Origin of the sequence: Bacillus sp. SW14, from assembly GCF_047608225.1 — a bacterium.
Classification (GTDB): Bacteria; Bacillota; Bacilli; order Bacillales; family Bacillaceae; genus Bacillus; species Bacillus subtilis_G.
In genome coordinates this window covers 1,904,691-1,920,671 of sequence record NZ_JBLKRW010000001.1, presented here as the reverse complement: position 1 = coordinate 1,920,671, position 15,981 = coordinate 1,904,691, and the positions used below count along the sequence as shown (strand labels likewise).

The following is a 15,981-nucleotide window of genomic DNA, read 5'->3' as shown; positions in this document are numbered from 1 at the left end:
TTAATAACCCCCTTTCTTTTGGTAAACCGTTCTTTGAGCAGATAAAAACGCAGCTAATTTCTCCCTGGTCGGCAGGCCGTCCATATCCCCCGGTGCCTGCACTTGCAAAGCGCCAATCGCATTTCCTCTTTGAACCGCATTCTTGTACGACAAACCGTCAAGGATGCCGCTGATCACACCGACTGCAAATCCGTCTCCGGCACCGACCGTATCAACCACCTGTTCAACACGGAAGCCTTCTGCAAACCCTTCACTTTCCCTTGTTTTAAAGTAAGCGCCTTCTTTTCCGAGTTTAATAGCAACAAAGCTGACACCTTTTTTCAGATAATAATCGGCAATACCCTCAGGTGTTTTTTCTCCGGTCAACAGCTCCCCCTCTGCGATCCCCGGGAAAAACCAATCTGCAAGCCCCGCCAGATCATTGATCGTTTGGGCCATCGTTGCTTGATCAGGCCAAAGCGAAGGCCTTAAATTGGGATCTAACGATACCGTTTTCCCAGCATGTTTCAAATCCTTCATCACGTGGTAGGAAAAGTCTTTCATTTCAGCGGATAAGGCTGGGGGAATACCTGTCACATGCAAATGGCCCGCGCATTGAAAATAATCTCTCGGATATTCAGCAGACGTTAGTGTGCTTGCAGCTGAGTGTTTCCTGTAATAGGAAACTTGCGGATCGCCTTCTTTCACTTTTGACTTCAGCAGCAGGCCGGTGGGATTTCCGTCCTGCGAGCGGATTACGCGGGACACATCCACTCCCTCTTTTTTAAGCTCCTGTAAAATAAATGTTCCGAGCTGATCATTGCCGACCTTGCTCATCCATCCCACCTGAAATCCAAGTCTGGCCAGACCGCAAGCGACATTGCTTTCTGCTCCGGCCAGCCCTTTAGAAAAAGTGGATACTTCATGAAGGCCTCCGTACTCATTTGCATAAAACATGGCCATCGATTCCCCAAATGTCACCGCATCAAGCTTCATCTCTCCCAACCTCCTCTTCAGTTGAGGGCATCTAGGATTAAAGTGACTGTCTCATGATGACTTCCGCCTCTAATTCAATGGTTTGAGGCGCTCCCTTGTCACCTTCAATCCTTTTTAATACACGTTCCATCGCCGTCCTGCCCATATCATGTGACGGCTGGGCAATCGTTGTAATGCCCGGACCGATCAGTTTATACCATTCCGTATCATCGAACCCTGCAATCCCTATATCTTGAGGGATGAGCAGGCCGAGCTCTTCCATACAGCTGATGATTTTCAGCATAATTAGGCCGTTCAAGGCCAGAATCGCTTTTTTTTGCTCCGGCATTTCCTTGTGAAAAGAACGAAGCGCCGCCTTAAGCTGCTCCTTGTTTTTTACGTCAATTTCATACATTCTGACAAGCCCGTTCGCATTTTGAGCCGAAGCCATTTCCTGGTACACAGCTGCTCTTTCTGCACGAGGGCTGATAGATGAAATCGGTTCGCTAAACAGTGCGACATCAGTGTATCCTTTGCTGTAAATCTTCTGAAGTATCTCTTTTGTGATCCTTCTATTGTCAGTTGTTACCGTATCCAGTTTCAGATCCGGAAGTTTCCGGTCAATTAATATCGTGGGAATTTGCTGCTCTGCAAAGGTGTGCAGTGCATCCTTGTTTTCTCCCGTTGCGTTTAAAATCAGCCCTTCAACCGAATGGGCTTCAAGCTTTAGGAGCATTTCCCGCTCTTTTTCAGGACTGTTATCTGTGTTGCACACCATAATGCTGTAGCCATATTGATCACAAATCTCTTCGACTCCCCTGAAAGCCGCGACTGAAAAAGGGTTTGTAATGTCAGCTACAACAAATCCGATTAATTTGCTTTTTTTTATTTTTAAACCCTGTGCCATTTTACTTGGCCGATAATTCAATTCTGCGATTGCCTTCTTAATGTTTTTCACTTTTTCAGGAGAAATCGCATCAATTTTTCCGTTGATATAGCGGGAAACTGTTGATTTCGAAACTCCTGCACATTCAGCTACATCTTTGATAGTCGTATGGCCTGTTGTTTTCTTTTTCATTCAAGTGCTCCTGTATCATCTTATATTTGAAACCGATCCCAAAACCGTTACAACACAAGAATACCATATTTTTAAAATTCGGAAAGAGTTTTTTCAAAAATGTCCCTCTTAACAATTTTAACATTGACTCTTTTCACTATTTATCCTAAAATTTTCTTTGAAACCGTTACCAAAATATTTTCATTCAAGTGATGCTGAAATCTTAATCAAGGGGGAAACACAATGAAAAATCGTTATTCTGTACACCCTGAACAAGTCAAACGCTTTACAACAGAGGAGCTTCGCAGTCATTTCTTAATGGATACTTTGTTTACGGAAAACAAACTTACGATGTATTACTCACATGAAGACCGGGTTGTCATCGGCGGAGCAGCTCCGGGGCAAAGTGAACTGAAGCTTGATGCCGGAGATTTCCTTAAAACAGACTTCTTTTTGGAACGACGTGAAATCGGGATTATTAATGTTGGCCATCCTGGCGCTGTCAGGGTTGGTGATGATGAATATGTGCTTCAAACAAAGGATTTTCTTTATATCGGAATGGGCAATCAGGATGTAACGTTTACAAACCTGAACGGAGGCAAAGCTAAGTTTTACTTCGTCTCCGCTGGTGCTCATCATAGCTATCCGACACAAAAAGCCGCTCTTTCCGAACTGACACCGGACCGCCTTGGCGATGAGGCATCCTCTAATGTCAGAAGCCTGTACAAAGTCATTCATCAAGATGGCATTAAAAGCTGTCAGCTTATGATGGGAATTACGATGCTAGATCAAAACAACAACTGGAATACCATGCCGGCCCACGTCCATGACCGCCGGATGGAGGCTTACCTTTACCTTGATCTTGAGAAAGATTCAAAGGTGTTTCACTTCATGGGCCAGCCGGATGAAACGCGCCATCTTGTTGTCGGAAATGAACAGGCTGTCCTTTCTCCTGCCTGGTCTATTCACTCTGGCGCAGGAACTTCGAACTACAGCTTTGTGTGGGCGATGGCTGGAGAAAATTACACATTTACGGACATGGATGCCGTCCCGATGGATGGGCTGAAATAAGATGAGTTATCTACATGGTACCTTTTCATTAGAAGGAAAAACAGCGCTGGTGACAGGCCCGGGAACAGGAATCGGTCAAGGAATTGCCAAAGCGCTGGCGGGGGCTGGCGCCGATATTATCGGCACATCACATAAAAGCAGCCTGACTGAAACACAACAGCTTGTGGAACAGGAAGGCCGTACCTTTACATCTTTTACATTGGATATGAGCAAGCCGGAAGCGATAAAGAATTCTGCAGCTGAGCTGTTTGAAAGCCGCCAAATCGACATCCTTGTCAATAATGCCGGCATTATTCACCGAGAAAAAGCGGAACATTTCGCAGAAGAGAACTGGCATCACGTACTGAATGTCAATCTAAACAGCTTGTTTATTCTGACACAGCTGGCAGGCAGTCACATGCTGAACAGAGGCTATGGAAAGGTTATTAACATCGCCTCCCTTCTGTCTTTTCAAGGCGGTATTCTCGTTCCTGCATATACGGCGAGCAAACACGCGGTTGCCGGTTTAACTAAATCATTTGCTAATGAGTGGGCAGCGTCCGGTGTTCAAGTTAACGCTATCGCCCCTGGTTATATTTCTACCGCCAATACACAGCCTATACGCGATGATGAAAAACGAAATGAGGACATTTTAAAGAGAATCCCCGCCGGACGCTGGGGCAAAGCGGATGATATCGGCGGAACAGCAGTCTTTCTGGCATCACGCGCTTCAGATTATGTAAATGGGCATATTTTGGCCGTTGACGGCGGCTGGCTATCCCGCTGACAAAATAAAAAAGCTGACGAATACGATCGTCAGCTTTTTTCTATTAGATTATTTGCGGTTCAACAGGCAACACCTTTTTGACTTCATCAATGATGCGTTCATTTTCTCCGCCAGCGTAAATGTGGATCGAGCCGCTGTCTTGATTGGAACGAATCAGACGCCCGATGCCCTGCCGCATGCGTAATAACATATATGGCAGATCAACTTCTTCGAACGGATCTTTTTTTGCCCCGTTGCGTTTCGCTGTAAAAACAGGATCATGAGGCGGGAATGGCAATGACCAAATGGTCACATTCTTCAATGCGTCACCGGGAATATCGAGTCCTTCCCATAAGTGAACCGAACATAGTACGGTTTCCTCTTTCTCTTGGAATTTCTCCACTAAGCCGCTGATTTCCTCATCGCCTTCAAAGTAAATCGGATACGGCAGCTCCCAAGCCGCTGACAGCTGCTTAAACTCGTTTAATTCCTCAAAAGAAGGGAAAAGCATCAGCGTTCTGCCTTTATAACGCTTGATCGTTTCAATCGTTTCAGCCGTTTTTTGTTCGGCTGTCATATCTGTTTTCGCATATAGATTAACGGTCATTTGCTCGTCATAATCATATGGAGAATCAACAGTTAACGACAAATAATCATGAATCCCGAGGCTGTCGGCAATATAATCAAACGATCCGCCTTCTGACAGCGTAGCAGAAGAAAAGATATGAGGAATTTTCTTGGAAAACACTTTTTCACCCAGCACTTCTGCTACCGTTCTCGGCATGACAACAAAAGTTGATTCTGCTTCTTTTTTCTCCAGCCAGCTGATCGCATCCTTTTGATATAGGGATAATGAATACGCCATTTGTTCTACATATTCTTCCACAACTGACAGCTCGTATTGATCAATTGTGTACATCTCAGACTCAATCACGAGAGCCTCACCGATTTTTTCAAGCAAACGGCAAAGCTCGTCCGCCGCCTTTTTGACACGGTGGTCATTTTGTATTTCTAAACGGTGTGAACCGGCTACTTCTTTAGATTCTTTAGAAAGAACATAGAAAAATTCGTCGTTCGCAGCAAGCGCATCTTCAATCAATTCAGCAAACTCTTCTCTGATGTCATTTTGAAGCAAACGTTCTAAAAACAATTCAAGAGTAGACTGCTTTACTCTGTAGGTTAACGCTTTTTGTGCGGCAAACTCTAACAGATGCCCTTCATCAAATACAACCGCACTATGATCAGGCAAGAGCGGCAGCTGTCCCTCTCGTTTACGGGATTCTTCCGTCCACACATGCTCCATATAAAAATCATGGGAACAAATGATCAAGTCTGTTGACTTGCGGTAGTGATCTCTGGAAAGCGTCAAACCGCATCTGTGCCTCATATCACAAGTCAGACAATCCTGAAACGAATCATAGCTTACTTCAGACCATTCTTCATTTGACAGATTGGCATACTGCTTACGGTCGCCATACGGATAAAAGCGCTGCATCGCCTGTGATTCATGGACAAATGACGGTAACGACTCATAAAGATCCAGCCATTTATCATCATCGGAGCGCTGCATTGTTTTTTCAAGCTTCTTTAAGCATAAATATTGCTCATGTGATTTCGACAGTCTTGTATCAATTTTCAGATCCAAATGCTCAGCAAGCTTCGAAATATCGCCTTCTTTTTTCACTAGCTGTTCGATTAATGTTTCATCAGCACAAGCGATAATGGCGGGTTTGCCGACATATCTTGCATAGCTGATCGCAAAAAGAAGATAAACCAGTGTTTTCCCCGTTCCCACTCCAGCTTCGGCAAACATGACTTTTTTCTCTTTAAACGCTCGCTCCAGCTGAAAAGCCATAAATACTTGCTCATCCCGAAGATCAAACCCTTTTTCGGGAAGGATATCGTAAAACACGTCACCAATCCAATTGTTCAATTCTTCATAAAAATTCTTTGTTTTCGTTAAAGAAAAAGGCAAACGTGATGTTGTCACCTAGTTCCAACCCCCAACTATTCGACATTCAGACCATCAATAATATCATTTCCCACTGATGAATACAATAAAAAAACTTGGCATTGCCAAGTTTTTTTGCAGCTTACTTTCGATTGATCACATGCGAAGATAAAAAAGGATGGTCTGTTGAATAAATATGTTCCACCGCTTTTTCTAAATCGTTTTGCGCATGGGAAATCACGGACGGAGACAAATCAACTCCGAGCTCGTTCAGCTCGTTTGCTGTTGCGTCAAGCGCCCTTTGAATAAGATTAAAATGTTCGCTGTTCAGCATGAGATCACCTCTGATGGAAATAATCATCATTGTATGCGAACTTTTCATTTTATATACATGCTTCCCGCATGTTATCACCGAAACATGCGCAAACTACAATTGATATTCCGGTACCCGGATTATCCGTCTTATCAACAATATTCTATCAGGGAGTGATGTTGACATGAGTTATAGAAATCGATTAGATCAGCATTCTGAGCTGTTTCATCACAATTGGACGCGGCCTAAACGTTCTAAGTCTCAAGTAAACGGTCACACTGAAATGTCCCAAACCAACATTATATTGAGAAGCAACGCGAAAGCGCACCGTTGGTAACGATAGAATATAGCTGAAAGACGAAAGAAGACGCATGCAAAGCGTCTTCTTTTTATTCGTTTTCTGTTTTCGTGCGCTGCGGTCTTACTTTTGACCAGTATTGATAATAATCCGTTTTAATAAATCCGTTAAAGAGCTTTCGTTTCTTCGTCGCTTTTCTGCCGTATGCTTCCTCAAAATTCTCATTTGATGTCAGCATATACACAGACCAGCTATCAAGCGGTTCGAATGCCTGTCCCATTTCTTTGTACATCTGCTCAACAGCTTTTTTCTCGCCGAGACGCTCTCCGTATGGCGGGTTTCCGACAATTACCCCAAACTCCAGATTTGTCGTGAAGTCTTTGACCTGCATCTGCTTAAATTCGATTAAATCTCCCAAGCCTGCTTCTTCTGCATTCTCTTTTGCGATTTGAACCATGCGGTGGTCTATGTCGCTTCCGAAAATCGTAAGCGGCTGGTCATAGTTCGCTTTTTCTTCGACTTCAAGGCGCGCTTTGTCCCACTGCTCTTTACCGATCCATTCCCAATCCTCTGAGACAAAATCACGGTTAAAACCCGGGGCGATGTTTTGGCCGATTAACGCGGCTTCAATCGCGATCGTTCCAGAACCGCAGAAAGGATCAACAAACGGACGGTCCGGGGTCCAATTTGTTAGTTGAACTAAAGCGGCAGCAAGTGTTTCTTTAATCGGCGCGCCGCCCTGATCGACACGGTATCCTCGTTTGTGGAGGCCTGTCCCTGAGGAATCGAGCGTTATAACCGCCTGATCTTTCAATAAAGAAATTTCAACCTTATACTCGGCACCTGTTTCTTCAATCCAGTCATTGGCTTTGCCGGACTGAAGCTTGAGCTTTTCGACAATTGCTTTTTTGACGATCCGCTGACAGTCAGGAACGCTTGCAAGTGTCGATTTCACTGATTTCCCAATGACAGGGAATTTCCCGTTTTCAGGTATAAATGAGCGCCAGTTAATCGCTTTCGTTTTTTCAAACAGTTCATCAAATGTTTTCGCTTTAAAAGAAGCAACCTGAACCTTTATGCGGTCGGCTGTTCTAAGCCAAAGGTTTGCACGGCAAATGGCAAGCGCATCACCTTCAAAAATAATTTTTCCGTTATCAACCTTGCATTCGTATCCTAAGTCTCGTACTTCCTTTGCGACAACAGCTTCAATGCCCATCGGCGCCGTTGCAATTAGTGTATACTTCTTCATCGTATCACCCTGTCTTTTAAAACTTTTCTCTTTTCAAGATAAAAGCTCTCCTTATACGGGAGAGCTTGTTTTCATCATTTTAAATGTAAGTGGTCTAACGTTCTGTAAGCCATGTTTTGTTTCCGTCGTACTGCAAGCGGCTCATCACCTCGTACTCAGGCGGCAATCATCTATCTACAGAAAGTATTCTGTCCTTCTCTCCGTTGAATTCCGTTAAGAAGGTTCCCCTACCAAAATTTGGGTTTCTCGCTCGAGGGGTTTACCGCGTTCCACTCTCACCATTTCTAGTGAGACTTCGTCACTGTGGCACTTTCAAGGATACTCAGCCATATCCAAAGGACGTAGGCTTTTTTCCTGCCGTCAGCCTATCAAGGCTGCCCTAGCTTATGACTTCGCTAGGCACGAACACTACGGGCATCTCAGCACCGTGCGAGCATGGACTTTCCTCTACAGATTCAAGATCTGCAGCGATTACCCGAACGTTAAGAACATGAATTATTATATAACAACTGATTGCAATTTACAAGTGCCATTTTTTTCAAGCACGATCAATCATAAAGTTTGCTGCCAAAAACGTGTTTTTCTAAGTTAGACAGCCGTTTTAAAATATCAAAGTTCGTTGTGTTAGATTGCACCGGCTGTTTTTTGCTGGCTTCTTCAAGCTGTTTTTTCAGCTGCAGATTTTCCTGCTGCAGTTCTTCAATTTCTTGATGGAAGGTTTCATAATCCTTAATAATCATATCTAAAAATTTGTCAACGTCTTCTTGCTTGTAGCCTCTAACGCCTGTTTTAAATTCTTTTTCCAAAATTTCTTTCGCAGAAAGCTTTACTTTATCAGCAAGCATCTTTTTCACCTCGTATCGTGAATCATCAACTATATTTTTTCAGAAATCTGTACGGTTGTCAAATTTCTCTTTCTTTGTTATGAGTAGCTGTCTTCCTCTACTGTCACTCTCAAGTCATCCATTGTAATAAAGTAAACGGGGTAGCCGTCCTGTTCGCGTCGCTTTTCCGCTGTCTCAAGCATATACTTTGGAGAGCCTTCCATTTCCGAATCATATAAAAGCATAAGCGCATCTGATTTCTCAATGAAGAACTGATTTTTTTGTTTAAACTGAAGCGGGCTTTCATATGGCCTGTGAGTCAGGCTTTCTTCATAGTCAGCCTGTGCCAGAACAGCTTCATAAAGCTCTTTATTAGGTTCTTTCCAGTTCTTTTCCTGATCGTAAAAAGGGGTAATCACAGCTACCTTTAAATCAGGGTATTCCTCCTGCAGATCATAGGCAGCTTCAGCCGCCCAGAGTTCGGCTCCGAGCTGGCCCGAAATTAAAATCCATTCCAGTCCTTCATCTAAAAAAGCAATCAGCCGGTTCTTAATGGCTTTTTTTATGTAATACAACGCTTTGTCATCCTGTTTAAAAATCCCGAGTTCAAATGGCTTGTATCCTGTTACTGCCAATACTTTCATTATTTCACCTGCTTTAAAAAATGGGGCTCCCCATTGGGCCCCATTTTGATGTGCTGTTGTTTCCACCATCAAGCTGCACGTTTCCATACTAGTCGAAGAAAGGTCTTCTCGCTTGAAAATGTTGATGCGTAGCCGTATCAACGTTTGAGAAAGTGTGTGGAAAGTAGTGAACGTGCTGAAAATGCTGGTGATTTACGTTTGTTGTGTGCTGTGGGTGAATATGCGGCACGATAGTATTTGAAAACGTATGGTTTTCACAGCAATGAGTAGGATGGACAATCGGCGCCATCATGTGCGGTCTGCAGTGATGCATGATTAAATCCCCTTTCCATAAACTTTATTACAATACTAAGTTATGAAAAATAGGGGGTACATGTTCTGATGCAATGACCTATTTTAAAAGTGTGCAATTAAGCTGTCTTTAAAGTTTGAAAATACGAAAGCAATCAAAAAAACAACGACAAAGAACAAATAAAAAACACCCTTATACATACCAACTCTCCCTTTAAAAATAACTAACGTCATTTTACAGGATTCGCCGGTATTCTACAACAAAATCGATGTGAATCCAGCAAAAAAATTCTTGGCGAAAGAAGTCATCTTTTGCGCTTTCCCGGGGAATATTTAAGAGGAATATTTCCTCTTCAGCCGCGCAATTCTTACATGCAGATTTTCAACTTCTTTTTCTGATAAAAACGCCTCATTGCTAAGTAATTGTTCTGCTATACGCAGGGCTTTTCCGAACTCTTTTTTCTTATGCTCAAAAAATTTCGCAAGCTCTATCACAGCGGTGTATCTGCACTTCTGATTTTGGGAACGGGACAGCTTTTCCCAAAGCGGCACTGCCTCCTCCAACCGGTTTTGTTTTTTGTACAGTAGTGATAAATCCAGCCGGGCCCTATCCTGACCCTCAAACGGCTTTTCTTTAAGCCTTTCCAGCTGTTTGACCGCTTGATCCGTTTCTTTATGGGCCATAAACCATTTCGCCATCGCATAAGCTTCACTGTGCTCTTTTGGCGCATGTGATTCAGAGAGAATTTTTTTAGACATATGAATGTACAATGAAATGAGCGATAGCACATCCATTTCATTATGATGCAGAACACCTTTTAGAAGATCCGGCTCTTGCGCCTTGATAAAATGAAAGTAAAGCATTGGCGCCAAGTAGCCCGGTGTATCTTCTTGCCTGCGGATACCGAGCTCCTCTTTTTCAACCGTGCCAAGCGATACGCGGTCCATTTTGTGTTTCCACAAGCGTCTTGCTCCGTGCAGCAGGTCAAAGTGGCCGAACTCCGGGAGATTCGGAAGTCTGTCGCGGATCAATGTGTGCCTTGTTTTCACCTGCGGCCAATCAAAGGCTTTACCGTTGTAGGTCACGAGTGATGTAATGTCAACCTCGCTTAAAAAGCTTTGATACAAGGCGACTTCATTTCCCGGCTTGGGCAAAAGATGCTGTTTGACTGTCACTCGGTCTTCATATACTCTCGCATGGCCCAGCAAAAAAATGGTATTTCCGGCGCCACCTCCAAGACCGGTTGTTTCCGTATCAAAGAAAAAGAGACTGTTTTTGTTATACCCTTTTGCTGACAAAGTATGCGCCAGGCAGCTTTGATTCCACAATGCAATCACTTCATCAAGTTCAGAAAAACGGTATAACCCATGCCGGTGAGAAAGCGGATATTCTACTTCTCTAATGAGGCAGTACTCATCTTCGAAGAAAAAAGGCTTCATACCAAAAGCCTCCCACTCTTCTAAAAATGGAATCTCAGCATGGTTCTCAACGAGTTTGTTTTCTTGTTCGCCTTTTTCTATTTTATATTCCCCTTCATCAAGCACCATATGCTTTTTCATTCGCTGGAGTTTCCCTTTTAATGACATATCTGACCTCCCTCCTTACGACATTTGATCCAACAGCTGCAAAATTCTTTCCTTTGCTTTTATCCCTTCTATTTCGGTTCCTATACAAGACGGACAGCCATCGTGACAAGGACATTGTTTAATAAGCTGTTTCGCCGCTTCGTTTATGTCTGAAAAACGTTTGTAGACTTCCTCGGCCAAACCGATACCGCCCGGATAATGATCGTACAAAAAGATGGTCGGCAATCCGGTATGGGCCGCTTTAATTTGAGAAACGACATGCACATCGTTTCGATCACACATGATATACACAGGGACAATATGCTGCAGCACATTCGAGATGCCAAGAAGAAGCTGTTCCAGCGTCTTTTCCCCGATATCTTCGTCTGCTGTTTTGATTTCGAGCCAAGCTGCACTTGTATGCAGTTCTTCTTCCGGCAAATGAATAGGGCCTGAGCCAATATTTTCAAAGGTGGTCATTTTAATTTTTTTAAAAATGGTCGGCAGGGCATTGACAGTGACGTCACCATAGTGCAATGACATACTGCTTTTTTCGTTCGTTTTATCAACTTCTAATACTTTCAGCTGAACTGCCAGGTTGGCATCCGTGTAATACTCGACATCGACGTTTCTGACATAAGCCTTTTTATGGTCCCAATCAAGCTTCTCTACTTGATATTGCACCCCTTCATGCAAATAAATCGCTTCATCATGTAAAAGCGTCATCGCGCTAAAACGATCCATTTCACCGATAATCCGCACATTTGCAATATCTGACTGATCAACAATGACGACATTTTCTTGTGAAGCGGAACGTAAACTGATATTTGATGCGGGGAACGATTCACTTGCCCAATGATACCGTTCGCCGTTGCGGTGAAGAACGGCCTCTTCCTGAAGGTACTCAAGAATATCACTTACATCCATCGGCCCAAACTCTTCATCAGCTCTAAAAGGAAGCTCATAAGCCGCACACTTTAAATGGTCTACTAAAATAATCAAATTCTCCGGATTGATTCTTGCAGATTCCGGCGAACGGTTAAAGAAGTATTCGGGGTGCCGCACAATATATTGGTCAATCGGCGTTGAATTGGCGACCATGATAATCAAAGACTCACCGTGCCTTCTGCCGGCTCGTCCCGCCTGCTGCCATGCACTTGCCACACTTCCAGGATAACCCGTCATCACACACACTTGCAGCTGGCCAATATCAACACCAAGCTCTAAGGCATTCGTACTGACCACTCCTAAAATCTCGCCTTCTCTCAGACCTCTTTCGATTTCTCTCCGCTCTTTTGGAAGATAGCCTCCCCGATAGCCTCTGATTGACTTTGTCCCAATCTCTTTTTTCACAAGCTCCTGAATATGGCTTAAAATAATTTCCACCCGGACTCTGCTTCTGGCAAAAACAATGGTCTGCACTTTGTTTTTCAGGAACTCTTTCGCCAGTTCATTCACTTCTGCTGTTGCGCTTTTTCTAATATTCAGCGGTTTGTTCACAATTGGCGGATTATAAAACACAAAGTGTTTCCGTCCGCTCGGGGCTCCGTTGTCATCAACCAGCCGCATCGGTTTTCCCGTCAGCTGCTCCCCCAATTCCTTCGGGTTGGCAATCGTTGCGGAAGTACAAATAAAAACCGGATCACTTCCGTAAAACCGGCAGATTCGCTTCAGCCGCCGGATCACATTCGCCACATGGCTCCCGAACACACCGCGATACGTATGAAGCTCATCGATGACGATATACTTAAGGTTTTCAAACAAACTGACCCATTTCGTATGATGCGGAAGAATGGCAGAATGAAGCATATCGGGGTTTGTAATGACAATATGGCCTGCTTTTCTCACCTTTTGCCTGATTGCCGGAGACGTATCCCCGTCATATGTAAAGCTTTTAATATCAATGCCCATTTCATCAATGATTTCATTTAGCTCGCTCTTTTGGTCTTGCGCCAGCGCTTTAGTCGGAAATAAATATAGCGCCCGATTTGTTTCGTCGCGGGCGATGGACTGCAACACTGGGAGGTTATAGCATAATGTTTTTCCTGATGCGGTTGGCGTTACGGTAACGATGCTTTCTCCTTTTTGCACATATTGAAAAGCGGAATATTGGTGGGTATATAGTTCATTAATGCCCCTTTTCGAAAGGGCTGCTTTAATTCTTTCGTCTATACTTTCAGGCATCGGCCTTGTTCTTGCTTCACGAGGCTCAATTTCATGCCAATTCACAACGTTTTCATTTCCTTTTAACTCAGAAATGAGCTCAGTCAGTGATTTCCTTTTCATTCTTTACACCTCTTTGTCAAATACAGTTTACCGAATATTTGTTTGCATGGCTAGGTGCAAGTTTTATACAATCGAATAAAAAAAGCAAGGCATGCGCCCTGCTTATTTCGCTTTTATTGTGAGAAGCTTTGTTTCGCCTTTGTGGGCAGCGTTTTCGCCTGCCGGCACAATTGATCCTACAGCCTCACCATTCATGATAACGATCGGGATGACCGTGCTGCTCGCTTTTTCTTTAATTAATTCCAAGTCACACGTAATCAACGGATCACCGACTTTCACTTTATCCCCTTCTTTCATGTGGGCAGTAAAGCCTTCTCCGTTCATATTGACTGTTTCCAGCCCGACATGAATTAACAGTTCAATTCCCGAGCGAGTCCGAATGCCCACGGCATGTTTGGTGTGGAAAATCTGAATTACTTCACCTTCAACAGGTGAAACGATTTCACCGTTTGATGGTTCCACCGCTATTCCTTCCCCCATCATTTTCTGTGAAAAAACAGGGTCCGGCACATCAGTCAGGTCCATTACCGTACCATCTGCCGGAGAATAAATAACCTCTTCTGCCACTTTTTCCTGAGTTTTGCCCATTCCGAATAATTTTTTCAGCAATGTGTTTTCTCCCTTCTCATTCGCCTCAACCATTATCCCTTCAATCACCACTATTTAACCACACTTTCAATTTTGCTTCAATTTATAACAACATCTGGCACAGACGCATAATCTGGTTAAAAAAGGCGGTGGCAAATTTGGAATTCAATCATGACAAAAAGAACGAACTGCAAAAGAAAGAAGAAATCATCGCGGAGGCAATGGACCATCTTTTTCAATCCTCAGCATTCGGCAACCTATTAAACGGATTTCAGAACTTGATCAACTCGAGTTTAAAAGATGTACAGACGACCATACATGTCAGAGAAAGAGATACCGGGCTGTATGTCGATATCACGATTCCGGAGACGTTTCGAGATGGCGAGATCATCGTTGATATTAAATCGAGGTATCTGCATGTAACTCTCCAAGAGAAACAAAAACAGCAAAATGAGGCCACTTTTACAAGCATGACCAGAACGGTTCAGCTGCCTTATGAAGTACACCAAGAAGATATGGAAACATCTTGGAACGAGCAGACAATGACGCTTTTCTTCCCAAAAAATAAGCATGAATGAGTGATTCATTCATGCTTCTATCATTTAAAAAAGCTGGTAAATCCCTTTATTAAAGATCCGACCTGATTCATTGCACTCATCACTTGACCTGTCGTATCCATCATTTTATTAAAATCAAACTGCCCGTTGGCTTTTTTGAACTGCGACATGATACTTTGAAATTGTGAGGGTTGCTGCTGGTTAGGCCTTGGGATTGGATAAGGGTTGGAGAATACTGGAGGCTGCGTAGGCATCGACTGGAGCGGAGAATGCGGCTGATAAAAATCCTGCTGTCCATAATGCTGCTGCGGCCAGTATTGTCCATGTGCTGCCTGCTGATAATATCCTTGCATTTGCTGAGGATAATAATAGTCCATTTGCCGAGGATAGCTTTGAGAACTCCTGTTCATTGCGATTCCCCCTAAACTCAACATGTTTCTCTTCTATATATGTATGAATGAAGTCTATTGGTTGTGTCACAGGTTCTGATTCGCGTTTGTCAAATTGTGTCGAAAGTTTAAATTTTTTAAAAACAGAAAAAAGTCGAATCATTATGGTACCATATTTTCAATACAGATGAGAGGGGATGCACCATAATGAACGTATCATACTTAAGCAAACGTTTTGCAGAAATGAAGAAATATGAAACAGACTGTATGAATAAACTGATGGACTTCGCCAAGTTCCTCTATATTCAAGGACATCTCAGCACAACTGAGTTTCGTAACAGTATGAAGGTTCTCGAAGCAAATGGAGCAGAAAGCCCGGCATATGAGTTGAATTAACGTCCGGCCCCCTACAACAAACTTAAAAGAAGACAGCCTTTACCGGCTGTCTTTTCTTGCAATTTCATCCTTTACCGCGTGCAATGTATAAAGGACTGACTCAGTGATGTCCTTGAATCGTTTTTTATGAATATGATGAACATATGATTGAAGGACCAATTCCAGGAAATTGTCCTTTACGGTCTCAATTTGCTCTCTGTGCACATATTTCGGACGGCGGGCTTTTACCAATTCAAGCGCCCCTTGGGCCCAGCGAGCCGCCAGATCATCATTCTCTTCAACTGCAGGCTTTATCGTCTCAAAAAAATCATATGAAAGATTCTTGTCTTTTCCTTCCTGGTATCGATCAGCGCCATTTTCAGCAGCTTCAATCATTTGCTCGGTCATTTCCAGCAATGTTTGTGATTGCAACATCCTTCACCTCAATGAATATCGTACCAAATTTCACCCGCAAATTCAGCCGATGCGGTATACCTTTTCAAATGCATACCTGTGTTCAGGTGATTGATGCAGCTCATTTATACAAATATGAAGGTCCATGATTTCTTCTTCCAGCACACTCAGGCGATCGTTTTCCTTTTCCCGCATCTCAGCCTCCCATGCGTTTAAGGAATGGTTCAGGCTTTGGTCGGCTCGGGTTAATTCATCTTCTATATCAGAAAGCATACGGAGAATATCTGTCTTGCTTACGTAACCGGACATTCGTGTACCTCCCTTTCCTCGTCTCTCCCGGTTAAGATTCTTTGCTCTTCAGTCTCTTTCCTTCCTCATGACAAAACTAGAAGAAAATCGCCAAACAAAC

At 43.4% G+C, this 15,981-nt stretch carries 20 protein-coding genes and 1 other RNA gene; 5 read left to right on the top strand and 16 right to left on the bottom strand.

Annotated elements, in window-relative coordinates; translation table 11 throughout:
* Both kdgK and kdgR read right to left on the bottom strand, forming a co-directional pair.
* Nucleotides 1-975, bottom strand: a complete 975-nt coding sequence (gene kdgK / locus ACMX2I_RS10025) for a 2-dehydro-3-deoxygluconokinase (protein ID WP_414956815.1) — start codon at nucleotides 973-975, stop codon at nucleotides 1-3.
* Nucleotides 976-1,012: 37 nt separating this feature from the next.
* The gene (kdgR, locus tag ACMX2I_RS10020) at nucleotides 1,013-2,032 is read right to left on the bottom strand and encodes a pectin utilization transcriptional regulator KdgR (RefSeq protein ID WP_414956814.1); all 1,020 of its coding nucleotides are present in this window, start codon (nucleotides 2,030-2,032) and stop codon (nucleotides 1,013-1,015) included.
* Between the two features lie 222 nt (nucleotides 2,033-2,254).
* On the opposite strand from kdgR, the gene kduI reads away from it, so the two are divergent.
* Entirely contained in the window at nucleotides 2,255-3,082 is an 828-nt protein-coding gene (kduI, locus tag ACMX2I_RS10015) for a 5-dehydro-4-deoxy-D-glucuronate isomerase (RefSeq protein WP_414956813.1), read from the top strand.
* A gap of 1 nt (nucleotide 3,083) precedes the next feature.
* Nucleotides 3,084-3,848: a 2-dehydro-3-deoxy-D-gluconate 5-dehydrogenase KduD gene (kduD, locus tag ACMX2I_RS10010; RefSeq protein ID WP_414956812.1), complete on the top strand. Its 765-nt coding sequence runs from the start codon at nucleotides 3,084-3,086 to the stop codon at nucleotides 3,846-3,848.
* A 43-nt stretch (nucleotides 3,849-3,891) separates the two neighbouring features.
* Here the strand turns inward: kduD and ACMX2I_RS10005 are convergent, their stop codons facing one another.
* Together ACMX2I_RS10005 and ACMX2I_RS10000 are read right to left on the bottom strand one after the other, a co-directional pair.
* The gene (locus tag ACMX2I_RS10005) at nucleotides 3,892-5,817 is read right to left on the bottom strand and encodes an ATP-dependent DNA helicase (RefSeq protein ID WP_414956811.1); all 1,926 of its coding nucleotides are present in this window, start codon (nucleotides 5,815-5,817) and stop codon (nucleotides 3,892-3,894) included.
* Between the two features lie 103 nt (nucleotides 5,818-5,920).
* Complete coding sequence (locus ACMX2I_RS10000) at nucleotides 5,921-6,112, bottom strand: hypothetical protein (protein WP_394716242.1); 192 nt, start codon at nucleotides 6,110-6,112, stop codon at nucleotides 5,921-5,923.
* Between the two features lie 163 nt (nucleotides 6,113-6,275).
* On the opposite strand from ACMX2I_RS10000, the gene ACMX2I_RS09995 reads away from it, so the two are divergent.
* The gene (locus tag ACMX2I_RS09995; RefSeq protein WP_010327933.1) at nucleotides 6,276-6,428 is read left to right on the top strand and encodes a YpzG family protein; all 153 of its coding nucleotides are present in this window, start codon (nucleotides 6,276-6,278) and stop codon (nucleotides 6,426-6,428) included.
* Nucleotides 6,429-6,480: 52 nt separating this feature from the next.
* Here ACMX2I_RS09995 and ACMX2I_RS09990 read toward each other — a convergent pair whose 3' ends face one another.
* The 9 genes from ACMX2I_RS09990 to ACMX2I_RS09950 form a co-directional block, all read right to left on the bottom strand.
* Nucleotides 6,481-7,638 (bottom strand): THUMP domain-containing class I SAM-dependent RNA methyltransferase, encoded by a 1,158-nt coding sequence (locus ACMX2I_RS09990; protein WP_394716112.1) that lies wholly within the window; start codon nucleotides 7,636-7,638, stop codon nucleotides 6,481-6,483.
* A 100-nt stretch (nucleotides 7,639-7,738) separates the two neighbouring features.
* Nucleotides 7,739-8,121, bottom strand: an RNA gene (rnpB, locus tag ACMX2I_RS09985) — RNase P RNA component class B.
* A gap of 65 nt (nucleotides 8,122-8,186) precedes the next feature.
* Nucleotides 8,187-8,483 carry a cell division regulator GpsB gene (gpsB, locus tag ACMX2I_RS09980; protein ID WP_003225629.1) on the bottom strand — a complete coding sequence of 99 codons (297 nt, stop codon included), beginning with the start codon at nucleotides 8,481-8,483 and terminating at the stop codon, nucleotides 8,187-8,189.
* 77 nt (nucleotides 8,484-8,560) lie between these two features.
* Nucleotides 8,561-9,106, bottom strand: a complete 546-nt coding sequence (locus tag ACMX2I_RS09975; protein WP_414956810.1) for a DUF1273 domain-containing protein — start codon at nucleotides 9,104-9,106, stop codon at nucleotides 8,561-8,563.
* Between the two features lie 88 nt (nucleotides 9,107-9,194).
* Nucleotides 9,195-9,419 carry a spore coat protein CotD gene (gene cotD, locus ACMX2I_RS09970; protein ID WP_087990497.1) on the bottom strand — a complete coding sequence of 75 codons (225 nt, stop codon included), beginning with the start codon at nucleotides 9,417-9,419 and terminating at the stop codon, nucleotides 9,195-9,197.
* An 83-nt stretch (nucleotides 9,420-9,502) separates the two neighbouring features.
* Nucleotides 9,503-9,631 carry a hypothetical protein gene (locus ACMX2I_RS09965; RefSeq protein ID WP_003230707.1) on the bottom strand — a complete coding sequence of 43 codons (129 nt, stop codon included), beginning with the start codon at nucleotides 9,629-9,631 and terminating at the stop codon, nucleotides 9,503-9,505.
* 99 nt (nucleotides 9,632-9,730) lie between these two features.
* Complete coding sequence (locus ACMX2I_RS09960; protein WP_414956809.1) at nucleotides 9,731-10,984, bottom strand: ribonuclease H-like domain-containing protein; 1,254 nt, start codon at nucleotides 10,982-10,984, stop codon at nucleotides 9,731-9,733.
* 15 nt (nucleotides 10,985-10,999) lie between these two features.
* Nucleotides 11,000-13,249, bottom strand: a complete 2,250-nt coding sequence (mrfA, locus tag ACMX2I_RS09955) for an ATP-dependent helicase MrfA (RefSeq protein WP_253268398.1) — start codon at nucleotides 13,247-13,249, stop codon at nucleotides 11,000-11,002.
* A gap of 102 nt (nucleotides 13,250-13,351) precedes the next feature.
* On the bottom strand, nucleotides 13,352-13,858 hold the full coding sequence (locus ACMX2I_RS09950; RefSeq protein ID WP_414956808.1) for a PTS sugar transporter subunit IIA: 507 nt from the start codon (nucleotides 13,856-13,858) through the stop codon (nucleotides 13,352-13,354).
* 137 nt (nucleotides 13,859-13,995) lie between these two features.
* Between ACMX2I_RS09950 and ACMX2I_RS09945 the strand changes: the two genes are divergently transcribed.
* Entirely contained in the window at nucleotides 13,996-14,415 is a 420-nt protein-coding gene (locus ACMX2I_RS09945) for an Hsp20/alpha crystallin family protein (protein ID WP_087990500.1), read from the top strand.
* Nucleotides 14,416-14,435: 20 nt separating this feature from the next.
* On the opposite strand, the gene ACMX2I_RS09940 is transcribed toward ACMX2I_RS09945, so the two are convergent.
* Nucleotides 14,436-14,804 (bottom strand): YppG family protein, encoded by a 369-nt coding sequence (locus ACMX2I_RS09940; RefSeq protein WP_414956807.1) that lies wholly within the window; start codon nucleotides 14,802-14,804, stop codon nucleotides 14,436-14,438.
* Between the two features lie 186 nt (nucleotides 14,805-14,990).
* Between ACMX2I_RS09940 and ACMX2I_RS09935 the strand changes: the two genes are divergently transcribed.
* On the top strand, nucleotides 14,991-15,179 hold the full coding sequence (locus ACMX2I_RS09935; protein ID WP_003225611.1) for a YppF family protein: 189 nt from the start codon (nucleotides 14,991-14,993) through the stop codon (nucleotides 15,177-15,179).
* Nucleotides 15,180-15,218: 39 nt separating this feature from the next.
* Here ACMX2I_RS09935 and ACMX2I_RS09930 read toward each other — a convergent pair whose 3' ends face one another.
* Together ACMX2I_RS09930 and ACMX2I_RS09925 are read right to left on the bottom strand one after the other, a co-directional pair.
* Nucleotides 15,219-15,590 (bottom strand): YppE family protein, encoded by a 372-nt coding sequence (locus tag ACMX2I_RS09930; protein WP_148961924.1) that lies wholly within the window; start codon nucleotides 15,588-15,590, stop codon nucleotides 15,219-15,221.
* A 45-nt stretch (nucleotides 15,591-15,635) separates the two neighbouring features.
* Nucleotides 15,636-15,881, bottom strand: a complete 246-nt coding sequence (locus ACMX2I_RS09925) for a DUF5446 family protein (RefSeq protein WP_087990502.1) — start codon at nucleotides 15,879-15,881, stop codon at nucleotides 15,636-15,638.
* Nucleotides 15,882-15,981 lie beyond the last annotated feature (100 nt).